The 24443-nt window shown below is 47.6% G+C and carries 19 protein-coding genes; 11 read left to right on the forward strand and 8 right to left on the reverse strand.

From position 1 onward, the window contains the following. Positions 1-1650 (forward strand): beta-N-acetylhexosaminidase (locus VM802_RS02960; protein WP_325527806.1); only part of this gene is annotated, 1650 nt, incomplete at its 5' end. Positions 1651-1709: 59 nt separating this feature from the next. Here VM802_RS02960 and VM802_RS02965 read toward each other — a convergent pair. The 3 genes from VM802_RS02965 to serA form a co-directional block, all read right to left on the reverse strand. Next, positions 1710-3245 carry a S41 family peptidase gene (locus tag VM802_RS02965; protein WP_325527808.1) on the reverse strand — a complete coding sequence of 512 codons (1536 nt, stop codon included), beginning with the start codon at positions 3243-3245 and terminating at the stop codon, positions 1710-1712. A 31-nt stretch (positions 3246-3276) separates the two neighbouring features. Then, the gene (locus VM802_RS02970) at positions 3277-4050 is read right to left on the reverse strand and encodes a hypothetical protein (RefSeq protein ID WP_325527810.1); all 774 of its coding nucleotides are present in this window, start codon (positions 4048-4050) and stop codon (positions 3277-3279) included. A 249-nt stretch (positions 4051-4299) separates the two neighbouring features. Then, entirely contained in the window at positions 4300-5532 is a 1233-nt protein-coding gene (gene serA / locus VM802_RS02975; protein ID WP_325527812.1) for a phosphoglycerate dehydrogenase, read from the reverse strand. Between the two features lie 323 nt (positions 5533-5855). Here serA and VM802_RS02980 point away from each other — a divergent pair, with 323 nt between their 5' ends. Then, positions 5856-7070, forward strand: a complete 1215-nt coding sequence (locus tag VM802_RS02980) for a serine hydrolase domain-containing protein (RefSeq protein WP_325527815.1) — start codon at positions 5856-5858, stop codon at positions 7068-7070. Here VM802_RS02980 and VM802_RS02985 read toward each other — a convergent pair whose 3' ends face one another. Next, positions 7071-8048, reverse strand: a complete 978-nt coding sequence (locus VM802_RS02985) for a cation diffusion facilitator family transporter (RefSeq protein WP_325527817.1) — start codon at positions 8046-8048, stop codon at positions 7071-7073. Between the two features lie 285 nt (positions 8049-8333). On the opposite strand from VM802_RS02985, the gene VM802_RS02990 reads away from it, so the two are divergent. Continuing rightward, positions 8334-8933 (forward strand): HD domain-containing protein, encoded by a 600-nt coding sequence (locus VM802_RS02990; protein WP_325527819.1) that lies wholly within the window; start codon positions 8334-8336, stop codon positions 8931-8933. Positions 8934-8978: 45 nt separating this feature from the next. Continuing rightward, positions 8979-9491 (forward strand): HEAT-like fold family protein, encoded by a 513-nt coding sequence (locus VM802_RS02995; RefSeq protein WP_325527821.1) that lies wholly within the window; start codon positions 8979-8981, stop codon positions 9489-9491. A gap of 89 nt (positions 9492-9580) precedes the next feature. Here the strand turns inward: VM802_RS02995 and infC are convergent, their stop codons facing one another. After that, on the reverse strand, positions 9581-10237 hold the full coding sequence (gene infC / locus VM802_RS03000; protein ID WP_325527823.1) for a translation initiation factor IF-3: 657 nt from the start codon (positions 10235-10237) through the stop codon (positions 9581-9583). A 169-nt stretch (positions 10238-10406) separates the two neighbouring features. Beyond that, the gene (thrS, locus tag VM802_RS03005) at positions 10407-12347 is read right to left on the reverse strand and encodes a threonine--tRNA ligase (protein ID WP_325527825.1); all 1941 of its coding nucleotides are present in this window, start codon (positions 12345-12347) and stop codon (positions 10407-10409) included. 499 nt (positions 12348-12846) lie between these two features. Here thrS and VM802_RS03010 point away from each other — a divergent pair, with 499 nt between their 5' ends. Then, positions 12847-13194, forward strand: coding sequence for a hypothetical protein (locus VM802_RS03010; RefSeq protein ID WP_325527827.1), 348 nt, complete (start codon positions 12847-12849; stop codon positions 13192-13194). A gap of 87 nt (positions 13195-13281) precedes the next feature. On the opposite strand, the gene VM802_RS03015 is transcribed toward VM802_RS03010, so the two are convergent. Together VM802_RS03015 and VM802_RS03020 are read right to left on the reverse strand one after the other, a co-directional pair. Then, on the reverse strand, positions 13282-15645 hold the full coding sequence (locus VM802_RS03015) for a TonB-dependent receptor (protein ID WP_325527828.1): 2364 nt from the start codon (positions 15643-15645) through the stop codon (positions 13282-13284). Between the two features lie 75 nt (positions 15646-15720). After that, entirely contained in the window at positions 15721-16305 is a 585-nt protein-coding gene (locus tag VM802_RS03020; protein WP_325527830.1) for a DUF3347 domain-containing protein, read from the reverse strand. 243 nt (positions 16306-16548) lie between these two features. Between VM802_RS03020 and VM802_RS03025 the strand changes: the two genes are divergently transcribed. The 6 genes from VM802_RS03025 to VM802_RS03050 all read left to right on the forward strand — a co-directional run bounded on the left by VM802_RS03025 (position 16549) and on the right by VM802_RS03050 (position 24432). Further along, on the forward strand, positions 16549-18516 hold the full coding sequence (locus VM802_RS03025) for an ABC-F family ATP-binding cassette domain-containing protein (protein ID WP_325527832.1): 1968 nt from the start codon (positions 16549-16551) through the stop codon (positions 18514-18516). Positions 18517-18570: 54 nt separating this feature from the next. Beyond that, complete coding sequence (locus VM802_RS03030; protein ID WP_325527834.1) at positions 18571-19260, forward strand: response regulator transcription factor; 690 nt, start codon at positions 18571-18573, stop codon at positions 19258-19260. An 8-nt stretch (positions 19261-19268) separates the two neighbouring features. Then, positions 19269-20639 carry a sensor histidine kinase gene (locus VM802_RS03035; protein ID WP_325527836.1) on the forward strand — a complete coding sequence of 457 codons (1371 nt, stop codon included), beginning with the start codon at positions 19269-19271 and terminating at the stop codon, positions 20637-20639. Positions 20640-20732: 93 nt separating this feature from the next. Beyond that, positions 20733-22013 (forward strand): TolC family protein, encoded by a 1281-nt coding sequence (locus tag VM802_RS03040; protein WP_325527839.1) that lies wholly within the window; start codon positions 20733-20735, stop codon positions 22011-22013. Positions 22014-22017: 4 nt separating this feature from the next. Continuing rightward, positions 22018-23109 carry an efflux RND transporter periplasmic adaptor subunit gene (locus VM802_RS03045; RefSeq protein ID WP_325527841.1) on the forward strand — a complete coding sequence of 364 codons (1092 nt, stop codon included), beginning with the start codon at positions 22018-22020 and terminating at the stop codon, positions 23107-23109. A 9-nt stretch (positions 23110-23118) separates the two neighbouring features. Further along, the gene (locus tag VM802_RS03050; protein WP_325527843.1) at positions 23119-24432 is read left to right on the forward strand and encodes a carbohydrate porin; all 1314 of its coding nucleotides are present in this window, start codon (positions 23119-23121) and stop codon (positions 24430-24432) included. Positions 24433-24443 lie beyond the last annotated feature (11 nt).

Here is a 24443-nt window from a genome sequence, read left to right on the forward strand (position 1 = left end):
AAACACTATCCTGAACTGACAACCAGGACTGCGTGGCGCACACACAACACCTGGGAAGAATGGTGGAACAATGGCCGCCACTACAGCACCGAAGGTGATGCCAATGCATACGGCGGCTACTATACACAGGAAGAAGCGCGCGATGTAGTGAAATACGCCGCTGCACGCGGGATCACCGTAATACCGGAAATTGAAATGCCCGCCCACGCAGAGGAAGTGCTGGCCGTATATCCGCAACTCTCCTGCTACGGCATACCCTACAAAAATTCAGAGTTTTGTCTGGGCAATGACAGCACCTTCACCTTCCTTGAAAATGTTTTGACAGAAGTGATGGACATATTTCCATCTTCGTATATCCATATCGGTGGTGATGAAGCCAGCAAGAAAGCATGGCAGCAGTGCCCGAAATGTCAGCAGCGTATCCGTACCGAAAAGCTGAAGGATGAACATGAGCTGCAAAGCTATGCTGTACGCAGGATGGAAAAGTTCCTCACAGCGCACCACCGCAAGCTGCTTGGCTGGGATGAAATACTGGAAGGCGGTCTGGCGCCGCAGGCCACCGTTATGTCGTGGCGCGGCGAAAGCGGTGGTATCACCGCTGCCAAAGCCGGGCATGACGTGATCATGACACCTGGCGGGTATTGCTATTTCGACAGCTACCAGTCTGACCCCGCAACACAGCCGGAAGCCATCGGCGGTTATCTTCCGCTGGAAAAAGTTTACAGCTACAATCCTGTTCCGAAAGAACTGGATGCACTTGCCGCCAGACACATTCTGGGCGCACAGGCAAATATCTGGACAGAATATATTCCCACCTCCTATCACCTGGAATATATGGCCTTCCCACGTTTGCTGGCTTTATCGGAAGTAGTCTGGAGCGACACTTCTGCAAAGAACTATGAAGATTTTCAGCGCCGCCTGCAATCGCATTACCTGCTACTCCAACGCTTGCACGTAAATTATTACCGGCCTTCTCCCATGGTTACCATCCGTACTAATATCAAGCCTGCGCAGCATGAAACAGATATTACTTTTATAACAGAGCAGTATCACCCGGAGGTCCGCTATACGCTGGATGGCACAGCGCCTGCACGCAATGCAGCATTGTACAAAGGCGTCTTCCCGGTGAAAGGCTCCGCTACCGTGACCGCAGCAGTTTTCAAAGACGGGCAGTTACAGGGTAGGCCAACCATCCTGCAGGTAGACGATCACCTCGCCATCGGTAAAAAAGTAACCTACAACCTGCCTTACAGCAAAAGCTATATGGCACAACAGGAAGCTACGCTGGTTAATGGCTACAGAGGTTCATTAACTTATGGCGACGGCCAGTGGCAGGGCTTCACCAACGATCTCGATGTAACGCTGGACATGAACGGGGTAACTGCATTGCATCATTTGTCCATCGGATTCATGCAACTCACCGGCCCTGGCGTGTATATGCCAGCCTGGGTGGAAGTGGCGCTATCCGATGACGGCAAGTCTTTCGAGACATTACCGCTGGTAAAGAACGATGTGCCGCTTACTACCTCCACCCTGACATTTAAAGACTTCAAAATGGATTTGCAGAGCCGGAAAGCCCGCTATATAAGGGTCCGTGCCAAGAACGACCAACACGGATTTCTCTTCACAGATGAAATTATCGTATACTAAAAAAGCGAAGGGAGATTGACAAATCAATCTCCCTTCGCTTTTAATATTATGCTTAAGAATTATAAATTCTTTATCCGCTCTTTCCTGAATTCTACCATACCGTTGAATTCCTTCATAGGCTTGGCTCCGGGTATAAGTTCGCGGAGATTGCTTTCTGTAGAAACGGCTGTTCTCCCTTCAGGGGCAGCACGACTGTAACTGCCTGTGGTCAGGTAACTGAATATTTTCTTCAGGTTATCATCTGACGGATCTCCCCAGGGAACATTCACATAATCCGTAGCTGTAACATTTACATCAATACCAGTATAATATCCCCCTCCGCCATTAGCATTCTGCGTTTCGAAATTGATAGCATAAAGATCTGCGAGATGCTTCTTCACGCTATTCACATACATCGCAATCTCGAAATCAATGAAGCCAACCGGCTTACCGTAGGTTTTCTGCCCAACAAGTTGCAGGTTATTTAAGAAGTAGGGCTTCAGGTTGTTCAGCGTCAGTTCACTTGCAGATGCAGTGCTACCGCTTGTGATAAAGAATATCTTGTCAAGCGCCATGGACCCTGTACTGGAAGAAAAGTTCACCGTTGATTGCAATTTTGTGGCTTCGAGGTTTTGCATCAGTTTATCATTATAGATATACTTATACATTACTTTGCCGGAGGCAGAAGCAGGTGCAATAGCATTATCCAGATACTCTGCGGTGGAAACGGCACCGCCGCCGTTATATCTGAAGTCCACAATCAGGCTGCTGATGCCCTTTGAAGCGAATTTATTGAACACCTGATCCAGTGCGGTCTTGGTTGCAGTAGTCTGACCAGATGAATTCACAACGCTGGAGAAGGTATACATCACGAAGTATCCGACATTTTTCCCATTCACATTGTAAACGGTATCGTATAACACCGGGTTAATGGCGTAAGTACCGCTACTGCTAAAGGTTTGTGGCGGTGTAGTGGAGTTATCAGGCTTGCGAAATACCAGGTTTACGCTCTTGCTATTGAAGATGTCGTTGAAGATCTGGAGCTTCGAGGCTCTTGTATCATCAAAGCTGGTATTGCCGTTAACGGATGTGATCTCCCAACCTCTTTGTACGCCCGCTTGTCCGGAAGGGCTGTTCTTGTCTGCATACAGTACAAACAAACGCACCTTACCGGGAGCACCGGCCACAATACCATAGTCAAATCCGTAATCAGCACTGGCCGCTTCGAAGGCCTGTTCAGATACGCCGTTCATCAGTTTATTGGTGAGTGCTCCATCGCGGTCAATAAAGCTGTAGCGGTCGAGCGGCGCATCGGCTTTCATGCGCGAAAGCAGTGTATCTGCGTTGGGATATTGCGCATCCAGCGGATTCCTTTGTTTGACGAGAGAATACCAGTAGTAGGTAGGCAAACCGGCAGCATTGTTCCTGCCGCCATCTGCGTAAGTGACCTGCATAATCTGGTACATCAGGTACTTGAGCGAATCTTCCGCAACAGGTTCCGGGGTAACGGGGTTCTGGCCTTTATTGTCCTTGCGGCAGCTACCCAGCAGCATACCGGCACCTAAGATACCGCCAATAAAGATTTTGGCGCCCAGGGATAATATTTTTTTATGCATAACAACGGTTAAGGCTATATGAAAAAATCCTCTACTGATGTATTGCCAGTGTTTGTCTGGTCCAGAAATCACTGGGGTAGTAAAGGGTGATCATGTCCTGCATTTGCCCTGGCATGGGCGGCTGTCCTTGCCCCTGTCCCTGCTGCGCTTTGGCAGCCGCTTTCTGGCGTTCTTTCAGCTCTTCTTTGTTTAATGCGTTCACCCTGAAATGGTAAGCTACTGGTTTGTCGGTTCCTGGAGTAATGCCGGCGGCGCTAAGCGGCAGGGCAAATTCACATACCAGGTTGCCGGCGGCATCCAGTGATGCTGCGGCACGAATGCCGAATTTATTGTCGGTAGGGATATTGCCGTCTGTAACGCCGGTAAACCCGTCTACCTTGATTTCTTTTACGTTGGCCAGTGATTGTTTTTTCCATTCTGCCGCTACCCGCTGCCTGGATTCTTCCGGTACATCGGGTGTCACAGCCGCTTCTGTGATAAGCGGGAAAGTCAGCGAGGCCCCTCCTTTCTTCTTCCCGGAAGCATTCACGGAAAACGTCAGTCCTGACCGCATGATTTTCACCTGGCTTTGTGCATCAGGCACACTCACAATTACGTAAAGGTTTTCCTTATCGTTGGCTATGGTGTAAAATAATTTCGTGTCGTTGTTGTAGAACTGCAAAGGCTTTGGCCATTCTGTAGGCTGACCGTCAATCCTGACGTTGGCAGGCGCCCACTGGTTGCTGTCCTGCGCATTGACGTTACCTTGCGTTAAAAGACCCGCTATCAGCCCTGCTCCCGCTAATAAAACATTTTGAAAGTTCATGCTCTTTTATGTTGCTGTTTATCTGCAAGGATAACAAAGAAATCTGAAACAATTTACGTAAAAAGCACGTAATTGATTTAAGAATTTAGGGATTACCTGATTTAGGAATTTTATAAATGCAGCGGATGTCAATAATAGTTGTTTAAAAAGAACTATTGACCTTCGCTGCATTTATAAAATTCCTAAATCAGGTAATCCTTAAATCCCTAAATTCCTAAATCAGGTAATCCCTAAATTCTTAAATCATCATCAATAAAGCAACCTTGTCTTAATAGTATGCTTAACACCTTTAAGCAGAGCCAGGGCTTCCTGCGACAACTGCCTGTCTACGTCAAGTACCACATAACCGATCTGGTCGTTCGTTTTGAGATACTGTCCAAGGATATTGATTTTATTTTCGGATAAAGCAGTATTGATGGCAGACAACACACCAGGTACGTTTTCGTGAATGTGTAAGAGGCGGTGTGTATTTTCAATCGGTGGTACACTGATGGCAGGCACGGTGTGAGAACCAAAGCTGGCGCCCTTCTCCAGGTAGTTGAGCATTTTGCTGCTCACATCCAGTCCGATGTTATGCTGCGCTTCTTCGGTACTTCCGCCGATGTGCGGGGTGAGTATCACATTGGAAAGCTTCTGCAATGGCGTGCTGAATGCTGCGCCATTCTTCTCCGGCTCTACAGGGAATACATCGATGGCGGCTCCGGAGAGTGCACCGCTTTCCAGGAATTCTTTCAATGCTTCCAGGTCCACCACTTCACCACGGGCATAGTTGATGAAAATGGCGCCCTTCTTCACATCAGCCAGCGTTTCCCGGTTGATCATATTCACGGTAGTCTTCACAGACGGCACATGCAGCGAGATGATATCTGCCTGAGACATCAACTCCTTCAGCGTTCTCTGTTGTACCGCATTACCCAGTGGTAGTTTGGTTTCCGCATCATAATAGATCACGTTCATACCCATACCTTCCGCCAGTACACTCACCTGGCTTCCGATATTACCGTACCCCACAATACCCAGTGTTTTACCACGCAACTCATAGCTGCCTTTGGCTTCTTTCATCCATGTGCCGTTATGCGCTGCATTATTCTTGTCTACAATACGACGGATCAGGATAATGGATAATCCGATCACCAGCTCCGCTACGGAGCGGGTATTGGAATAGGGTGCGTTAAATACCGCCACACCATGACTGGTGGCCGCTTTCAGGTCAACCTGGTTCGTCCCTATACAGAAACACCCGATAGCCTGCAACTTCTTAGCTGCTTCCAACACATTGCGGGTAACCTGTGTTTTAGATCGGATACCCAACAGATGTACATCCTTTATTTCCTTTATCAGGTCTTCTTCATTCAGCGCCCCCGACAACTTACGGACGCTATAGCCTGCGGTAGTGAATTCGGCTACTGCTGCATCGCTGATGTTCTCCAACAATAAAATGCTGATCTTTTCCTTCGGATAACTTGTTGACTTCTGGTCCATAATATTATAAAGAATTATATGTATATCTCATGTAATGCAATTGGCTTAATAATTGCGGTTACGCGGGGAAAAACAAGGCACAAACCTACTCGATGTTTGGGAATAATCAAATACGTTGTGATCAAATTCGATTTTCATCAATAAAATAGGGTCATTCAGTTTGTTTTTGAATAATTTTTAATCTTCCATGCTTAAAAATACATTAAAAGCAGCTGGCCTCCCACACTTTATTTGGTTGCCATTGATGGAGAATATAATTTTAGCGCTTTGAATTTTTGGACCGAAACTGAATTTAAGAAAGATTAAGAAGTGAACTACCTCTAATGAAGAGATTAAACGCATTATTTATTATTGTAACCATATCAGGAGCAACAATCGTTTCCAGCTGTCAGAGCAATGCAGCACGCAGAGAAGCAAACAGGAAGAAAGCATTGGCGGAAGACAGTTCCGAATATACCATTGGTCTTTCAGAAACAGCCAGGGAAGCAATTCTCAAATCGCCACGCAATGTACAGCTTCAACGTGAACTCAGTGCATTCTATGATGGTAAGCTGTTGCGTACCGGCTTCAATGGCGCTATACTGGTAGCCAAAAAAGGTGTCGTACTGTTTGAAGAATATCATGGATACGAAAACTCCAGAACGAAAGTTCCGGTAACAGATAGCTCCGCCTTCCAGCTGGCTTCCGTTACCAAAACCTTCACAGGCGCGGCTGTGCTGTTACTTGTGCAGAAACAGAAGCTGAGCCTGGAAGACTCCCTGCAGAAATTTTTCCCCGACTTTCCATATAAAGGCATCAATGTGCGCATGCTGCTGAGTCACCGCAGCGGCCTGCCCAACTATCTGTACTTCTGCGACAGCCTCTGGAAAGACGATAAGAACTTTATCACCAATGATGAAGTCATCAGGCTGATGACAGCACATAAGCCGCCTGTACAACATTTGCCGGGTACCCACTTCCAATACTGCAATACTAACTATCTCCTCCTGGCTTCCATTGTGGAAAAAGTAAGCGGCCAGAAATTCTCCGCATTCATGCAGGAGAATATTTTCCAACCGCTGCATATGACCAATACATTTGTATATGATCCTGCATCCGCCCCACGTCCACATCAGACACAGAGCCATAAATATAACGGACAGTTTGAACCGGATACTTTCCTGGACGGCGTAATGGGTGATAAGGGCATTTACAGTACGGCCCGTGATATGCTCAAATGGGATCAGGCGCTCTATTCAGGTAAACTGCTGAATGCTGAGATGCTCAAAGCAGCCTACACCCCCTATAGCAATGAGAAGCCTGGTGTCCGCAACTATGGCCTCGGCTGGCGCATGATGGTGTATCCGGACAGCACAAAAAACATTATCTATCACAACGGCTGGTGGCATGGTAACAACACTGTATTCTACCGCTTTGTGCAGGATTCCACTACACTGATCATTCTCGGAAATAAATACAACCGCGGCATTTACCAGGCAGTAAAGCCGATACGCGAAATGCTCGGCCATGGCGATGGCGAGGAAGCCGGCGAAGAGTAATCAGCCGTGCTTCCTGTTAGGCAACACATTGTCCCGTGTCCAGGTTATCTCTCCCGTAAAAGGATGACTGCGCACGGGACACGCTGCTTTCAGACAGTAATGGCAGCAGGATGGAATACAGGGATCCATATGTATGAAAAACTCTACCTCTCCCCCTTCAAACTCTTTATTGACAAGCACTTCCACCTTCTTCATCACATCATGTGCCTCGCTTAACTCCAGGTAATAAGGCACGGTAAGATGGCAGTCTATATGATAGTTATTACCGTATTGCTGTACCCGCATATTATGTACATCAATCCAGTCCGGTATACGATGGCCTGATAATATGGCAATCACCTTATCTACTACCTGCATGTCAGTTTCATCCATCAACCCGGAAATAGAGCGGCGCATCAGCTGGTAACCCTTGGTGAGGATCAGCCCTCCCATCAGCACGGATACAGCCGGATCCAGCCAGTTCCAGCCGGTAATACGGATAATGCCTAACGCAATCATCAACCCTACACTGCTGTAAACATCTGTCATGATATGCTGTCCGTTGCCACTGATGGTGATGGAATTGAGCTGTCTGCCAGAACGCAGCAGGAAAACGCCCAGCAGCAGATTGGCTACAGTAGTCGCCCCCAGCAGCCAGAAGCCATTGTCCATCTCATGCAACTCACGCGGCTCAATGAAATATTGCGCCGCCTTTACCAGGATAAGTATGCCGGCAAAGAAGATCATCGCGCCTTCAAACCCGATAGAGAAAAACTCCACTTTACCATGGCCATATGGATGATTAGCATCCTTCGGTTTGCCGGAAAGATATATACTGTAACTGGCGAAGCCCCCCGCCACCACATTGATGATCGACTCCATAGCATCCGACAGAATAGCCACAGAGTGTGTCAGATAGTAAGCCGCAAATTTTAATACCGTAAGAACAAAACTGACTGCCAGCGACAGCAGGATAACACGTAATTCTCTCTTAAGCAAAGTGGATCAGATTAACCGGTAAGTAAAGCGTAAAGGTACTATGATTTATGTGATTTAAATGAGTATGATGATGTTGTTGTTATACAGATATTGAATGAGTGCTGCAGCCATTATACTATTGGAAATGTTGAGAATCGACCCCATAGTAATCATGTAGGAGGAGACGGATTTTCTGTGGCTTCACAAAAAATTAATGTTCCCGTAATATAACTATGCCGCGTATATGCGATATTAATAGTGTCGCCGGAATATTTCCGGCTGACTCACCTCAACACATATACGAAAATGTCTGATAATACTTCTTCCGCCGTAGCGGTTATTGACAGGATCTTTGCATTGTATGACCAGCACGGCCATCATGAATACGGAGAAAGTGTAACGATGATGATGCACATGATGCAGGCCGCACTGATTGCGGAAAGAAGCGGTTTTGATGATGAAATGATACTCGCCGCCTTTCTCCACGACATCGGCCATTTCTTCGAAAATGAAGCACAGATGGGCGATTTCGGCGCACTCGCCCACGATAAGCTCGGAAGTGCTTTTCTGCTGGAATGTGGATTCCCTGAGCGGATGGCGCATCTCGTAGCCAGCCATGTGGCCACCAAACGTTATCTCACATGGTCAGACAGCGCCTACTATGATACGCTCTCTGATGCCAGCAAGGAAACCCTCGTATACCAGGGCGGCCCAATGAATGATGAAGAGGCAGAGGCATTCCGCAAAGATCCGTTGTTTGAAAAATACATCTACCTCCGTGTATGGGACGATATGGGTAAGGAAACCGGCGTTCCTGTCGATCCCGCAGATATTGCACGTATGAAGGAAAAGGCGCTCAGCTATCTCACAGCGCATGGAACCATGTCTGACCAACAGCCGGCATAATCTCCCGCTTGCCGTTTACAGGGCATTACGTTAACTTGCTGCAGTATGGATATCCGAAAAGAATTACTCGCAGAACATAGCCGTGCACAGGCCTTGCGGATAAGCGCGTGGATAGGCGCCGACGCCACCCGTTTTGCGAAGCTGATGAAACTATTCCTGGAAGATGAATACCGCGTAGTGCAACGCAGTGCGCTGGTAGTAAGCTATGTGGCCGACAGCCATCCGGAACTGATGACACCTCACCTCACGGCAATGGTAGACCGGATGAATACGCCGGGACTACCGGTAGCGGTTAAACGAAATGTATTGCGCGTGCTGGAACAGCTTTCTATTCCCGAAGAGCTGCATGGTCCTGTTATGAATGCCAGCTTTGCATTCCTGGAAGATCCGCAGCAGACCATTGCAGTAAAAGCCTTTGCAATGACGGTACTGGCCAACCTGTCGAAAACCTACCCGGAAATAAAAAATGAGATAAAGCTGATCCTGGACGATCTCCTGGAACACGAACCGGCGCCTGCTATACGTTCAAGGGCAAAGAAAGTGCTGGCAGCGCTGTAAATGTAAGCGTTGAATATGCTCAAATAGCAAAATGCAGCGCAGCAGGTGATGGCCTGCCGGGCTGCATTTTGGTGTAATGAGATATAGCCTTATGCTTTGTCTTCCGGTTTGCTTTCAGCAACACGCGGTTCTTTAGCCTCCTTTGGTTCTTTCTCCTTCTTCTTCGCAGTCTTCGGTGCAAAGATGGCAATCATACGCTTACCTTCCATCGTAGGCATACTTTCGAGACCACCTACTTCCGCCAGTCTTTCAGCGAACTTCAGGAGGATCAGCTCACCACGTTCCTTGAACATGATGGCCCGACCCTTGAACTGCACATAGGTTTTCACCTTGTTGCCTTCTTTCAGAAAGTTCTCAGCGTGCTTTGCTTTGAAGTCAAAGTCATGATCATCGGTGTTAGGCGTAAAGCGGATTTCTTTCACTTCGCTTTTGTGCGCCTTCGCCTTCATCTCTTTCTCCTTCTTCTTCTTTTCGTAGAGGAATTTATTGTAGTCGATGATGCGACAAACAGGCGGAACTGCATTTGGGGAGATTTCTACCAGGTCTAATCCCTGCTCTTCAGCCATACGTAAAGCTTCTTCCGTTCTGTAGACGCCTACTTCAACGTTCTCGCCTACAAGCCTTACTTCAGGCACCCTTATCATCCTGTTGGTGCGATGTTCTTGTTGTTGTTCCCTGCGGAAATTAGGATTTCTGTTACCCCTGTTATTATTTCCGCCCGGATTTGGTCTGGGTCTTTGTTGCATTAAAAAAAATAAAGATTATTAAATTAATTGTCCATAGTCCGTGGTCCATTACCACTCATGAACCTAAAACAACTCATTACAAATGTAAGTGGAAAATACTCAGCAATTAACATACCCGATTTAAGTAATGTTCATTCTTTTATATACTTTTTTTCCACATTTATACTGGCTACTCAATCGGCCCGCGATTCATGACTTCATCGTTTACCATCGCAATGAACTGCTCCAGCGGCATAGCGCCCAGGTCACCCTTGGCCTGGCGGCGTACAGCAACCAGATTGTCAGTCGCTTCTTTTTCGCCCAGTACCAGCATGTAAGGTACTTTAGCCAGTTCTGTATCGCGTATTTTCTTACCAATCTTCTCACTCCTGTCATCAATCTCAGCGCGAATTTCTGCTTTTTTTAGCAATTCTGCCACTTTTTCCGCATAAGCCTGGCTCTTGTCACTGATTGGCAGGATCTTCACCTGTGTAGGTGTAAGCCACAGCGGGAATTTACCGGCGCAATGCTCGATCAATACTGCAATGAAACGCTCCAGCGAACCAAAAGGTGCACGGTGGATCATCACCGGGCGATGACGCATATTGTCTGCCCCGATGTATTCCAGCTCAAAACGTTCCGGCAGGTTGTAGTCCACCTGGATAGTGCCCAGCTGCCATTTACGGCCCAACGCATCCCTCACCATGAAGTCAAGCTTCGGTCCGTAGAATGCCGCTTCGCCATATTCTGTCACAGTATTCAATCCCTTCTCAGCAGCAGATTCAATGATCGCGCGTTCAGCAAGCTCCCAGTTTTCTTCCGTACCAATGTATTTGCTGCGGTCTTCCCGGTCACGCAGGGAGATCTGAGCTACATACTCTGTGAAACCAAGACTGTCAAACACATACTTCACGAGGTCAATCACTTTCTGGAACTCTTCCTTCACCTGGTCAGGGCGGCAGAAAAGATGCGCATCATCCTGCGTAAATCCTCTTACGCGGGTAAGACCATGCAGCTCCCCGTGCTGCTCATAACGGTACACCGTACCGAATTCCGCGAAGCGTACCGGCAGGTCTTTGTATGATTTGGGAGATGCTTTATACAGTTCGCAATGGTGCGGACAGTTCATCGGCTTGAGCATGAACTCCTCGCCTTCTTCCGGCGTATGAATCGGCTGGAAGCTGTCTTTACCATATTTCTCATAGTGACCGGAAGTTACATACAGTTCCTTACCTCCGATATGCGGTGTTACAACCGGCAGGTAACCGCTGGCAATCTGTGCTTCCTGAAGGAAGCGCTGCAGGCGCTCGCGCAGCATAGCTCCCTTAGGCAACCACATCGGAAGCCCCAACCCTACTTTCTCAGAGAAGGCAAACAACTCCAGTTCTTTGCCCAGCTTGCGGTGGTCGCGTTTCTTGGCCTCTTCGATAGTAGCCAGGTACTCGTCCAGTTCTTTCTGGGTAGGGAATGTAATACCGTAGATGCGGGTCAGCATCTTGTTCTTTTCATTACCACGCCAGTAAGCACCGGCGATGTTGGTCAGCTTGATAGCCTTGATGAAGCTGGTGCTCGGTATGTGCGGGCCACGGCACAGATCTGTGAAGCCGCCCTGCGTGTAAAAAGTGATACTGCCATCCTGGAGATCGTTAATCAGTTCCAGTTTGTACTCGTCCCCCTTTTCAGTGAAATATTGGAGCGCATCGGCCTTGCTCACATCTTTGCGCACGTATACGCTGTTATTTTTGGAAAGCTCCACCATTTTGGCTTCTACCTTTCTCAGGTCATCGTCTGTAATGGTGCGGCCGCCGAGGTCTATATCGTAATAAAATCCGTTTTCAATGGAAGGACCAATGCCCAGCTTTACTCCCGGATAAAGGGCCTCCAGGGCTTCGGCCATCAGGTGGGCTGATGAATGCCACATCGTTGCCTTACCGTCCGTATCCACCCACGTAAGCAGTTGCAGCGTGCCATCCGTTGTTATAGGACGTGTGGCATCTATTACCTGCCCGTTCACTTTTGCTGCCAATACTTTACGTGCCAATCCTTCACTGATGGACTTGGCGATGTCTAATGCAGTTACTCCTGGTTCATACTGTCGTACTGCGCCATCCGGAAATGTGATATTAATCATACGCTTTACCTGTTAGCTCTTTGCTTTTTTAAGAGCTATAATTCCTAATTAAAATGTTTGCGAAGTTAAGAAATAGTTTGTTAGCATTTTGACTTGTACATCAACGAACTAAAGGATTTTAAAAATAAATATTTATCCGGCGGTATTGTTTCAGTTGAAAAAATATCTAACTTCATTTTTATAATAAAAAACGATTATTAATGAGAAAAAAGTAATATCAGCTTTTATTATCCAGGATCAATTAGTAAGAACACATCACTATGGGCTATTTCAGATCATACGGAAATAAGATTAGCATTCAGACTATTTACTCATTTATAAGTTTAAATATTGATTACCTGATTATCACAAAAACAATTTTCTTATGACAGAACAATCATCTATCGAAATTATTTACAAAGACATTTCCAAACTCAGGAGGGCTTGTTACCCTCTTTTTACTCACCGAATGTCTCATGTTAAAATCAAACAATAATTTATCACTTAAACAATTTCACTTATGGTAACATTAAATTTAAAAATTTATGACGTCTGTAAAAAAGTTCTTCATCTAACTGACGAAGAAGTCAGAGAGGTTGCTATCGTTCTCAATGAAACTATCGAAGCTAGTCAGGATAAGGCTTTCGAGACGCTCGCAACCAAAGCAGAATTGCTTTCTGTAAAGAAGGAGTTAACAGACGAAATTGGTAAGATAAAAACCGAGCTTAGTAAAGAAATAATGGCTGTGCAGCTACTCATTAAAAGTGAAATTAATTCAATCAAAAGTAACCAGAACAACTTCACTCTTCTGCAATATATTGCCATTACTGGCAGTCTGGTCGCCATTGTGCATTATTTCCTGAAATGATCCCCTCTCTCGCTTTACCCCATAAATGCCAATACCCGTTGATTGCTCCCCTTTTTTCTTCCCCAATATCTGCTCGTGATTTTTTTCCTAAAATTTGAAGTTATAGGTGACCGATGGTATAATCGGAAACAACGATACCTGTTTGGCTGTAACGGTAAGTGAGCCATCAGCCGCATTTCCCTCCTGGTCAAGATAAATGAAATAAGGGTTCCTTCTGCTGTAAACATTGTAAATAGAAAACGCCCAGCTGCCATGAAAACGCCTGTTAGGTCTACGCGGCGTTGGCGTATAAATAGCAGAGAGATCCAAACGATGATATGCCGCCATACGGTATGAATTGATCTCTCCGTACCCCTGCACCAGCGTACCTTCTACGAAATAGAACTTCTCCGGCACGGTAGTCGTATTACCCGTTCCATAAATGAACACGGCAGAAAGGCTCCACTTTTTATTGAGCTCATAGGTCCCCACCAATGAAAGATCATGCCGCCGGTCATACTTGGCAGGAAAACGTTTCCCGCCGTTCAGATCCGGGAACTGGCGCCAGGTCCAGGCCAACGTATATCCCAGCCAGCCGGTAAACCGCCCCCGCTTCTTATTCACAAACAACTCCAGGCCGTATGCCTCTCCGTTGCCGAATACAAAATCACGCTCAGGATCTTTTAAGGATGGTGTGTAACCTTCCCGGTATTCAATCTGGTGGCGCATATCCTTATAATAGGCCTCCACGGAGGCCTCGTACATATTATCCTCGAAATTGCGGAAATAACCGGCCGCATATTGCCAGGAGATTTGTGGCTTCACATTATAGGTACTAGGTACCCACACGTCTGTAGGCAACGTAGTGCCGGCATTTGTCACCAGGTGGACGAACTGGTAATTGCGCGTCACAGACGCCTTCAGTGAGTTTTTGTCATTCCAGGCATAACGCAGCGTCACACGCGGTTCAAAGCCTCCGTACGTTCTCACAGGCCGCCCGCGCCCGTATACGACGCTGTCCGTTTTGCTGTCATTAGCGTCGCGAAGGTAACGGGTATATGGCCCTATCTGCATAAAGCCACTGTAGCGGATCCCTACATTCAGCCGCCATGCAGGTGAGATCTCCCAGTCATCCATCAGGTATACCGCCGCCTCATGTGCATACTTCTTAAATGCATTCTCCGGTCGGAAAACCGTGGAATCCTGCTCACCGCTTACTGTTGACGGCGTGAAGACATGATAGATATAGTTACCTCCGAATTTGATGTGGTGCTTGGGGCCAGGATAGTAATCAAAATCCATCTTCAGGTTCCCATCACTGATGCCTGAATTCAACTTGATATTAAAACTGTTCTGCAACGCGCTGAACTGGAAACGGTAATCATTATATATCAGTGAAGTATTCAGAAAGAGCTGTTTGCTGAATACATGGTTCCAACGCAAAGTGGCGGTGGTATTGCCCCAGGGAATCTTTACGCTGAACTTGCGGTTATTGCTGTTGAAAGAGAAAACGTCTTTCCCGAAATATCCGCTCAGGAAGAGTTTATCTTTATCCGAAAACGTATAGTTCACTTTCATGTTGAGGTCATAGAAATAATAACCTGTACCACTATACGAAGTGTTATTGACGAATGGTTTTGTAAGCAGATCAATATAGGTACGCCTCGCCGATACAATGAACGAGGCTTTGTCTTTCTTCAGCGGCCCCTGAAATGACAGCCTGGATGCAATGAGGCCCAATCCCCCTTCCCCCTGGAAAGTTTTGTTATTACCATCTTTCATCGCTACGTCCACCACAGACGATAAGCGGCCGCCGTAGTTGGCCGGCATCCCTCCTTTGATAAGCGTCGTGCTTTTAATAGCGTCTGCATTAAATACAGAAAAGAAACCGAAAAGATGACCGGTGTTATAAACCGGCGCCTCATCCAGCAGAATCAGGTTCTGGTCAGGCCCCCCGCCTCGCACGTAAAAGCCCGCATTCCCTTCGCCGGCAGCCTGAACGCCAGGCATCAGCTGCAACGCTTTGAGTACATCTACTTCCCCCATCAGTGCCGGCAGTTTCTTCACCTGCGCAGATGTCATTTCCACGCGCCCCATTTCCGTACTCTTTACATTGGCATCTTTTCGCTTTCCGGACACGACCACCTCCCTCGCCTGGTAGAGACGCGGCGTCAGATCTGTGTTATAGGTCATGCTGCTTTTAAGCGAAAACTGCCACTGCTTTGTTTCGTAGCCCAGGAAGGAATAGGTAATAGTATAATCTCCGGCGGGTAATGTGAGGGAATAAAAACCATAGCTGTTGGTCTGAACGCCTGCGGAACCACCCAGCACCTGTATCGTGGCGCCCGGCAGCGATTCGCCGTTGGTGCTGTCTCTTACATAGCCACTAAGCGTGTATCGCTGGGCGTTTGCCAGTGAACACACCAAAATCAGCAGCCATAAAATGGGCAAGGAGTAACGACAAATATGCATACATCTGAACCGTAATCGTATACATTAACGTAATCGTATACATTAAATTATAATCTACCTCTCACGAATAATTGCTTACTTATAAAGTAATGTATCTTTTGTTTCTCCGCAATGCAACATTTTGTCTCCAAAGTAAGGGTTCACGATCTCCGGTTTATCACTTAGCCAGTATGCACCTTTGTCATCAAAAGCCATTGGGCAGTACTGACGATACACCGTTTGCCCTTTCAGCCCGGTACTCTTCACCAGGTCGAATAGCATATCAGATACCATCTGGAAAGAAGCGCGTTTTCCCTCCATCTCTTTTTCTCCGGTAAAACCGGCCAGCTCAGCGCTGATGCTACCGGTAATACCAGTAATACCACTGAGATGCGTACTGTCCATCTGCAGCCGGTTCACCGGCAGGCTGTCCACATGTAACTTCAGTGAGGTAGCCGCGGCATCAGCAGTAACGCTGTCTGCCTTTACCAGTGCAGCTGACAACTGATAATAAGTTTGCATAGTTGTCTGCAGGGAATCGTAAAATACCTGGCTGTAGGGAGCCTGCAAAGCGGCGGTAGCTGCACCAGCGCCCTCTCCTTCTTTCTGTGCAGGCTGGTTGCAACTTATTACTGTAACCAATAGAGCTGCACTAACGGCAACGCATAAACTATGATTCATACTATTTTGATTATCCTGATGATATTATATTTCTGATAACGAATATAGTCATGAATTTCTGTTTGTTATTATTTGTCGTTTTTTTTTGATATAAAGACGTGCTTTTACCGGTTGAAACCCAGGCTGCCAGCCTGGTTCAAGCAAAGTGGCCACCACTCTTCTTCTACTATCATCTCAGGAGAATCAAAAAAATCCAATAAATCATAGTACTTTTGCACGTTTTTTATTCAATTTCAGATTTTTATGTTGATCGCATTACAGGATATTACGTTTGAGTTCGGGTCCAGGGTGATACTGGAAGATTCTTCCTGGCATATTGAGCCGGGTGACCGTGTTGGCCTTATTGGTCTGAACGGAACCGGAAAGTCAACCCTGCTGCGCATTATCAATGGCGAATATTCCGTTTCCAAAGGAAGTGTTAATAAAAGTAAATCGCTGACCATAGGTTTCTTCAACCAGGACCTGCTCAGCTTTGAAACCGACGAATCTATCCTCACCGTAGGCATGATGGCTTTCGGCAAAGCGCTGGAGCTGGAAAAAGAAATAGAGCGGCTCACCAAAGAGCTGGAAGAGCACCAGAGTGAAGAGCTGCTTCATCAGTTCAGTGATGCCTTGCACGAGTTTGACGCGCTGGATGGTTATAACATGAAACATAAAACCGCTCAGGTACTGGAAGGCCTTGGTTTCAGCACACCCGACCTCGACCGCCCCTACAACCAGTTCTCCGGGGGATGGCGTATGCGCGTGCTCCTGGCCCGTCTTATCCTGCAGCAGCCCGATGTGCTCATGCTCGATGAGCCGACCAACCACCTTGACCTTCCGTCTATCGAATGGCTGGAAAGATACCTGGTAGGTTACAACGGCGCCGTAATCATCGTATCGCACGACCGCTTCTTCCTGGACCGTATGGTCAATAAAATCGTGGAGGTATACCAGCAACAGCTGCATCATTACGCCGGCACCTACGCCGACTACGAGGTGGAGAAAGAGCTCCGCCGCGAAATGCAGCAGCGCGCTTACGAAAACCAGCAGGATTACATCCGCCAGCAGGAACGCTTTATTGAGCGTTTTAAGGCCAAAGCCTCCAAAGCTGCACAGGCGCAGAGTATCATGAAAAGACTGGATAAGCTGGAACGCGTGGAACAGGTAGATAACGGCCCTTCCAGGATCAAAATCAATTTTACCATAGATAAAACACCCGGGAAGATCTTATGTACGCTGAATAATGTCAGCAAGAGCTTCGGGGATATTTCGATATTAAAAAATACCAGCGCGGAAATCAATCGCGGCGACAAGATCGCCCTGATAGGCGCCAACGGTAAAGGTAAATCCACGCTGCTGCGTATAATATTCGGCATGGAACAGTTCGAAGGCGAACGCGTTCCCGGCCATAACGTGGTTACCAGCTTCTATGCACAGCACCAGCTGGAATCGCTTGACCTCAGCAGTGAGATCCTCGATGAACTGAAAAACTTCGGCAGCGGCCGTACCGAATTGGAACTGCGCCAGCTCCTGGGTTGCTTCCTGTTTACCGGCGACGATGTGTTTAAAAAGATCCGCATCCTTTCCGGAGGCGAAAAAGCCCGCGTGGCACTAGCCAAAACAATCATCAGCCAGGCGAACTTCCTCATGCTCGATGAACCGACCAACCACCTGGACATGAACTCCGTACAGATGTTGATCGATGCGCTCAATAAATATGAAGGGAGTCTCGTACTCGTATCACACGACCGTTACTTCGTAAGCCAGACGGCCAATAAGATATGGGAGATCGTTGATGGCGAGATCAAAGAGTTTAAAGGAACTTACGCCGAATACGAAGAGTGGAAAAAGAGAATGGCGGCCAACAACGCGCAGCAGACTGTAAAAGCCGCACCTGTTAAGGACGACAGCAAAAAAGAAAGCCGTAAGCAGGAACCTGTCAAAGTAGAGGAAGCCCCTAAAGGCGCCATCAATAAAGAAATACAGCGCGAATTACAGAAACAACAGAAACAGTTCTCACAGGTGGAAGGCCAGGTGGCCAGCCTGAAAGAGCGCAAAGCCAACCTGGAAGCCAGCCTTGGCAGCCCGGACACTTACGGCGATAAAACCAGGTTCGCACAGGTAGAAAGCGAATACCAGGACGTGCTTAAATTCCTTGAAAAAGCGAACCAGCAGTACGAACAATTGTTTGAGAAAATAATGGAACTGGAAGCAAACCTGATGAGCTAACAGTTAGCTACTAGCTGCTGACAGCTGGTAGCTGGTAGCTTAATACATTCTTTTATGCAAAAAATACTGGTAGTTGAAGACGAAGTGAAAGTTGCCAATGCCGTTAAGAAGGGCCTGGAAGAAAATGGCTTCGACGTGGAAGTTGCTTACGACGGCCGCATGGGTAAAAGCCTGGCAACGGCCAACAACTACGACCTCGTTATACTCGATCTCAACCTCCCCCACAATAACGGTTATGAACTGTGTGAGGTAATACGCCGTAAAAATAACCGCGTACCCGTGATCATGCTGACTGCCCTCGGTGGCGTAGAAGATAAAATGCAGGCTTTTGAACTGGGGGCAGACGATTATCTGGTAAAGCCTTTCGACTTCCGCGAACTGCTGGCCCGCATCCGCGTATTCCTGAAACGTGCCGGCTCCGAAGCCCCCCACAGCACCCAGTACAAGATCAGCATCGCCGACCTGGAAATAGACCGTGAGAAAAAAGAAGTGACGAGGGGCGGAAAAAAAATTGCCCTCACCGCCAAGGAATACCAGCTGCTCGAATTCCTGGCCCTCCACAAAGGCAAAGTAATCTCCAAACTCACCATCGCTGAAAAAGTGTGGGATATCGATTTCGATACCGGCACCAATGTGATAGAGGTATACATGAATTTCCTCAGAAAGAAGATAGACAAAGACTTTGAACAGAAACTGCTGCATACCAAAACCGGTATGGGCTACTATCTCTCCGAAGACCAATAGCTTTCTCTTTGAAGATAAAATATAAAATAGCACTATACTATACGCTGTCAGCCGCGCTTATGCTGATAGCGTTTGCTGTGCTGGCCTATTATTTCTCCGCCAAATCGAGGAAGGCAGAATACCTGGAACGCCTGGAATACCGCGCCCGTTCCATTGCGAATGTGATCATCGAAGACGGCAACGTGAAAGTAGATCTGCTCAGGAAGCTCGACAGAACTACCTTCCAGGACCTCTACAAAGAAACCATCCTCGTTTACAACCCCTCCTATGACCTGCTCTACAGCAACCTGAAAGACACCACCATCCGCACCCATCGCAGCCTGCTGGACTATATCCGTCAAAACAAAATCTACAGCGACAACAAAGGCAACAATGAAATGGTTGGCGTGTACTACACAGAAGGCAGCATGTCTGTGATCGTTATTGTTTCTTCGTTCGATAAATATGGTTTCCAGAATCTACAGAACCTGCGCCAGATCCTGCTTTTGGAGCTGATCACAGCTGTAGCGATACTGGTAGGTGTTGGTTATTTCTTTGCCCGGAAGATGGTCCAGCCTATAGACCGGCTGGTGCAACAGGTAGACAGCATCAACGCCAATAATATGCAGGACGCACAAGTGGCGGTTAAAGGGAAGGACGAAATAGCCAAGCTGGGCGCCAACTTCAACACAATGCTGCAAAGGCTCAGCGACTCCTTCAACCTGCAAAAAAGCTTTGTGAGCAATGCTTCGCATGAACTACGCACTCCCCTTGCGGCCATGATCAGCCAGCTACAGGTGGCATTGTCCAAAGAACGCAGCCGGGAAGAATATCTGGCTCTCCTCACATCTGTACTGGAAGACGCCGAAAGCCTGTCAGACCTCTCCAATGGCCTGCTGCAACTCGCCCAATCTGAATTACGCCAGCAACAGTTTGTATTCAGCAACGTGCGCATCGACGAACTGCTGATGGAAATGGCCAACCTCATTCACCTCAAGCGTAAAGCGCATAACAAAGTAGACATCCAGTTCAATAAGTTCCCGGACAATGACCTCTACGTTACCTGTTTCGGGAATGAAAGCCTGCTGAAAGTGCTTTTCCTTAACCTGATCGAGAATGCCTGTAAGTTTTCGGAAGACAACGTTGCCTATGTGGCCATAGACTTCTTTACACAATACATCACCGTTCAGATTAAAAACTACGGCATCAGCATCCCTGCTGAAGAAATCAATAAAGTATTCGAACCTTTTTACCGGGGCGAAAATGCACAACAGGTGCGGGGTCACGGCCTTGGCCTGTCTATATGTAAGAAGATTGTACAGATCCATAACGGCCATATTACGGTGACCTCTGATCACGCAGAGGGCACTACCTTTACAGTCATACTCCCTCACATATAATCCCGTTCCAATCCTTTTTTAATCTGTTTTTAATATTCCTTAAAGGCGCCTTTAATCTGTCTTAGAGAGCTTTGTGTCATGAAAAATGGCATAATGCGAACTATCAGGACATGGCTGACATTGTCGGTATGCGCTGTAAGCCTGGGCTATACTCAACCTATACAGGCACAAACCTTCGGCAAAGTAGTCACTTTGCAGGCAGTGGAAGATTCCTTTCTCGTTAAAAACTACCAGTTACTCGCACAACGCTACCAGGTCGATGCTTCCAAAGCACTGATCAGGCAGGCGAAAATGTGGAACAACCCCTCCTTCAGTACTGTCCTCGGCTTCAGAAGTACAGACAAACCCAAACCTTTTGACGTGGGCAAAGGCGGTGAAACACAATACACCATTGATCAGCTGATACAGCTGGCAGGTAAAAGGAACCGGAACGTCCAGCTGGCTGCTGCCGCTGCTTCCCTGAACGAGGCAACCTTCGATGAGCTCCTCCGCACCCTGCGCCTCCAGCTGAGAGAGAGCTGCTATAATATCTACTACATACAGCAGACAGAAAAAGTACTGAAGCAACAGCTGGGCAACCTGCAACAGATTGTGGACGCTTACGTCACTGCCGATAAAAAAGGTAGCGTTGCCCACGCCGACCTTGTGAGGCTCCAGGCCCTGCAGGTAGGCATCGAGAATGATTATGCCGACCTGAAACAACAGGAACTCGAAGCCCAGAAGAACCTGCAGCAGCTCATGCATAGCCGCGACTTCTACGAAGTAAACATACAGCCTTCCAACCTTGCTGCTTATAAGGTGGATCAGATCAACCTGCAGCAATTGCTAGACTCCGTAGCCATCTCCCGCCCGGATGTAAGGGTACAGGACCTGCAATACAAGACGGCACAACTCAACTACAAATTACAGAAAGCGATGGCCGTGCCCGACCTGCACGTAGGCGCCACCTATGATAAACAGGGCAGCTATACACCCAATTTCATTGGTCTGACACTGGGCATCGACCTGCCGGTATGGAACCGCAACCAGGGCAATATAAAAGCTGCGCAATACCAGATCAAAGCTGAACAGCAGGACCTGTTGCAACAGCAGTCGATCGCACAGACAGAAGTGCTGAATGCCTACCAGCGCATCGTGCAGCTGGAAAAGCGCTACAAGACTTTCGATCTTCATCAGTTCAGAAATGAATTTGATGCCCTGATCGCGGAAGTAGCCAAAAACTTCAGCAAGGGCAATATCTCCCTCCTGCAGTTTATTGACTACTTCAACAGCTACAGCGACAACGCAAAAAATATCAACAAGTTTTTATCCAACAGGGTAAACGCTTACGAAGAACTTAATTACGCCACAGGACAAGAACTCTTTAAACTTTAAGGACATGAAACAGCCTATCATACTCATTGGCTTTTCGCTGCTCGCAGCAGTTATATGGACAGGATGCAAACACACTCAGGCAGAAGATACCGAGAAAAGCACCTTTGTGCTCAGCGATACCATGCTTAAAAATATCCGCATCGATACTGCACAAATGGTACCGGTGATGAATGAAGTGCGCCTCTCCGGTAAGGTAACGCCCAATGGTGGCAAGGTATTGAAAGTATATCCGCTGGTGAGTGGTTATGTGGAAGATATTAAGGTACAGCTGGGGGATTATGTACAGAAAGGCCAGGTGCTGGCCGTGATACATAGTGCCGAGATTGCCGACTACGAGAAACAGCTGGCCCAGGCCCGCTCCAGTCGCGGTGTGGCAGAGAAGAACCTGAAAGTGGCACAGGACCTGTACGACAGCCGCCTCAGTACGGAGAAGGATGTAGTGAATGCCGACGGCGAACTGCAGAAAGCCAACGCAGAAATCAACCGGCTCAACGACCTCTTTAAAATATACCGCAAAGGTAAAGGCGCTACCTATCTCGTTACAGCGCCGATCTCCGGTTATGTTATCGAGAAGAACATCAACAATAACATGGAGATCCGTTCAGATAACAGCACCAATATCTTTACCATTTCCGAACTGGATGATGTATGGGTAATGGCCAACGTTTTTGAAACAGATATTGCCAAAATCAAAGAAGGATATGAAGCAGATGTGGTAACCGTAAGCTATCCCGATCAGCCTTTCAATGGTAAGATCGATAAGATCTACAACTTCCTCGATCCTGCTACCAAAACGATGCAGGTACGTATCCGGATCGATAATAAAAATATGTTACTGAAACCGGAGATGTTCGCCACCGTATATGTGAAGTACTCCGACCAGAATGAAAAAATCGCCGTGCCCTCCGCTTCTGTGATCTTCGACAACAGCAAAAATTTCGTACTGGTATTCAAAGATAAATTCAACATCACAGTAAGACAGGTGGAAGTAGCCAAAACAGCAGGCGACATCACTTACCTCACTTCTGGTCTCCAGACCGGTGAAAAGGTAATTTCCAGAAACCAGTTGCTGATCTACGACGCACTTAAAGACTAATCAGCGAACATGAAGCAACTGTTATCAATAGGACTTATCACACTTATTTCAGGCGACTTGCTGGCACAACGAAAGACGCAGGACAGTATCGTTCCCTACACCTTTCACTTCCAGCAAACCCTGGTAACGCAGTGGCACCCTGACTTTTCAGCGAAATACTCAGGCGCCAACAGCTTCCGTACTCATGACGATGCCAGAACATCTATTACCAGCACCATCTACGCCGGCATCCGTCCGCTGAAAAATCTGGAACTGTATGTAAACCCAGAACTCGCTGGGGGCGAAGGTTTGAGCCATGCTACCGGTATCGCAGGCTTTCCGAATGGAGAAACTTTCCGCGTGGGTGATCCCAAACCAAAGATCTACCTGGCAAGGGCCTACGCCGTATATACACTGCCGTTAACCACCAGGTCGGAGCAGGACGAGGATGATTTCAATAATGTAGGGGGCGCCACTCCCATGCACTATCTCCGTTTCATCGGTGGTAAGTATTGCCTGGCGGACTTCTTCGACCAGAACAACTATAGCCACGATCCCCGTACACAGTTCCTGAACTGGAGCCTCATGAGCAACGCCGCCTGGGACTATCCCGCAGATGTGCGCGGCTATACCATGGCGTTCACCATACAATACCGTAAAGATAACTGGCAGATACAGGCTGCCACTTCCCTTGAGCCGCTGGAAGCTAACGGCCCTAAACTGAACTATCACTATGGTCAGTCCAACGGGGAAGTGCTGGAGGTAACGCATACGCATACACTGAATCACCGCGAAGGTAACATCCGCGTAATGGCTTTCATCAACCAGGCGCCGATGGGCAGTTACCAGCAGGCGCTGAAAGCAGCTGTGGATACGCCGGACATTACCGCTGTACGCAGTAACGGCCGTACCAAATACGGGTTCGGTATCAATCTCGATCAGCAGTTCACCAGGGATGGCGGCGCTTTCTTCAAAGCCTCCTGGAATGATGGCCATAACGAAACATGGGCATACACTGAAATAGACCGCTCCATCAGTGCAGGCTGGCTGCAAAACGGTCTGAGCTGGCATCGCCCGCAGGATAATGCAGGTATCGCATTCGTGGTGAATGGCCTGTCGGCAGACCATCGCCAATACCTGGAGGCCGGCGGTACCGGCTTCATGATCGGCGACGGCCGCCTCAACTACGCACCTGAAATGGCCGCCGAAGTATTCTATCAATGTAACATCACCAGGCTGCATATTGCTTTGAGTCCTGATTACCAGTTTGTGCTGCATCCCGGTTACAATAAGGACCGCGGCCCGGTAAATATCATAGGATTAAGAACCAGAGTGGCTTTCTAAAGAAACGGAGT

The organism is Chitinophaga sp., assembly GCF_035538455.1.
In the GTDB taxonomy this organism is placed as follows: Bacteria; Bacteroidota; Bacteroidia; order Chitinophagales; family Chitinophagaceae; genus Chitinophaga.

What these genes read in the sequence shown, in the direction of transcription:
- VM802_RS02965 (WP_325527808.1), bottom strand. Translation starts at nt 3,245, where the DNA reads ATGCATAAAAAAATATTATCCCTGGGCGCCAAAATCTTTATTGGCGGT.
- VM802_RS02970 (WP_325527810.1), bottom strand. Translation starts at nt 4,050, where the DNA reads ATGAACTTTCAAAATGTTTTATTAGCGGGAGCAGGGCTGATAGCGGGT.
- serA (WP_325527812.1), bottom strand. Translation starts at nt 5,532, where the DNA reads ATGGACCAGAAGTCAACAAGTTATCCGAAGGAAAAGATCAGCATTTTA.
- VM802_RS02980 (WP_325527815.1), top strand. Translation starts at nt 5,856, where the DNA reads ATGAAGAGATTAAACGCATTATTTATTATTGTAACCATATCAGGAGCA.
- VM802_RS02990 (WP_325527819.1), top strand. Translation starts at nt 8,334, where the DNA reads ATGTCTGATAATACTTCTTCCGCCGTAGCGGTTATTGACAGGATCTTT.
- VM802_RS02995 (WP_325527821.1), top strand. Translation starts at nt 8,979, where the DNA reads ATGGATATCCGAAAAGAATTACTCGCAGAACATAGCCGTGCACAGGCC.
- infC (WP_325527823.1), bottom strand. Translation starts at nt 10,237, where the DNA reads ATGCAACAAAGACCCAGACCAAATCCGGGCGGAAATAATAACAGGGGT.
- thrS (WP_325527825.1), bottom strand. Translation starts at nt 12,347, where the DNA reads ATGATTAATATCACATTTCCGGATGGCGCAGTACGACAGTATGAACCA.
- VM802_RS03010 (WP_325527827.1), top strand. Translation starts at nt 12,847, where the DNA reads ATGGTAACATTAAATTTAAAAATTTATGACGTCTGTAAAAAAGTTCTT.
- VM802_RS03015 (WP_325527828.1), bottom strand. Translation starts at nt 15,645, where the DNA reads ATGCATATTTGTCGTTACTCCTTGCCCATTTTATGGCTGCTGATTTTG.
- VM802_RS03020 (WP_325527830.1), bottom strand. Translation starts at nt 16,305, where the DNA reads ATGAATCATAGTTTATGCGTTGCCGTTAGTGCAGCTCTATTGGTTACA.
- VM802_RS03025 (WP_325527832.1), top strand. Translation starts at nt 16,549, where the DNA reads ATGTTGATCGCATTACAGGATATTACGTTTGAGTTCGGGTCCAGGGTG.
- VM802_RS03030 (WP_325527834.1), top strand. Translation starts at nt 18,571, where the DNA reads ATGCAAAAAATACTGGTAGTTGAAGACGAAGTGAAAGTTGCCAATGCC.
- VM802_RS03040 (WP_325527839.1), top strand. Translation starts at nt 20,733, where the DNA reads ATGCGAACTATCAGGACATGGCTGACATTGTCGGTATGCGCTGTAAGC.
- VM802_RS03045 (WP_325527841.1), top strand. Translation starts at nt 22,018, where the DNA reads ATGAAACAGCCTATCATACTCATTGGCTTTTCGCTGCTCGCAGCAGTT.
- VM802_RS03050 (WP_325527843.1), top strand. Translation starts at nt 23,119, where the DNA reads ATGAAGCAACTGTTATCAATAGGACTTATCACACTTATTTCAGGCGAC.